This is a genomic window from Acinetobacter sp. SwsAc6, from assembly GCF_013391565.1.
Lineage (GTDB): Bacteria > Pseudomonadota > Gammaproteobacteria > Pseudomonadales > Moraxellaceae > Acinetobacter > Acinetobacter cumulans.
On sequence record NZ_JACAXE010000074.1, the window covers coordinates 1 to 1166 of the forward strand.

1 pseudogene is annotated in these 1166 nt (G+C 46.0%); it reads left to right on the forward strand.

Annotation, left to right across the window (positions count from 1 at the left end):
* A pseudogene (locus tag HYG93_RS19160) lies at positions 1 to 1166 on the forward strand (type VI secretion system Vgr family protein); the annotation flags it as partial.

Here is a 1166-nt window from a genome sequence, read left to right on the forward strand (position 1 = left end):
AGCCGTCGCAGTATCCGCTTTCATCGTTCTAGTGCAACAGAGCAACAAGACAGCATCACTAGCTTTATCGGTGAGCGTAGCATTCAACCGACAGCAGTACATGTGCAACGTTGGCAAGCTGATGGCCTCAGCCAAGAAGAAGGTGCAGGTTCAGTCCAAAGCAAACATCAGCATAGCCAAAGCCAAGACAATGCCAGCTTAAGCCTAGAACAAGCATGGCATGTCAGCCCTGCATGGATGCAAGACTTAACAGGTGAAGATCAAGCCACAGCTTCATCCAACAGTCAGATTGAAAAACTGAATCAAAATCTAACGCGATATCACGAGCTACAATAGAAAAAATTCAATGCACAATCGACCGTGCGTGATACACAAGTGGGTTATTGGTTTGAACTGAATGAACACCCAGAAATCGATCAACACAGTGGTGCAGACAAAGAATTTTTAATCACAGAAAAGAAATTCTATAACCAAAATAACTTACCCAAAGATCTCACTGAACAAGTCAATCAGCTGATTGAACAAAGTCAGTGGAACATTAAACCCATCCATGAACAGGCAGAGCGTCAGGCCAATCAGCTCACATTGCAACGGCGTAATACTCCGACTGTTCCGGCATATAATCCGCTCGAACACCGTCCAAGCACTCATCCACAACGGGCTAAAGTCGTTGGACCAAGCGGTGAAGAAATACATGTTGATGAATGGGGAAGAATCAAAGTTCGCTTCTTATTTACCCGAAGTGATGACCATAGCCATGACGGCGGTGCAGGCAGTAATGACAATGACACGGACTCTGCATGGGTAGATGTACTCACACCGTGGGCAGGTGAAGGCTATGGCGCAAGATTCTTGCCGCGTATTAATGAAATTGTGGTCATCGACTTCTTTGACGGCAATATCGACCGACCATTTGTGGTGGGGCGCATACATGAAGCACAGCGCAGTCCAACCAAGTTTGACAATAAAGGTCAATTACCCGAGACCAAAAAGCTGGCTGGAATAAAAAGCAAGGAAGTACAAGGTGAAGGCTTTGGACAACTGCGCTTTGATGATACGACTGGACAGATATCTACACAATTACAAAGTACCCATGGCGCCACTCAGCTCAACTTAGGAAACCTCAGTCATCCCAAAGAAACTGCAGAAAGTGAAGGTCGAGGCGA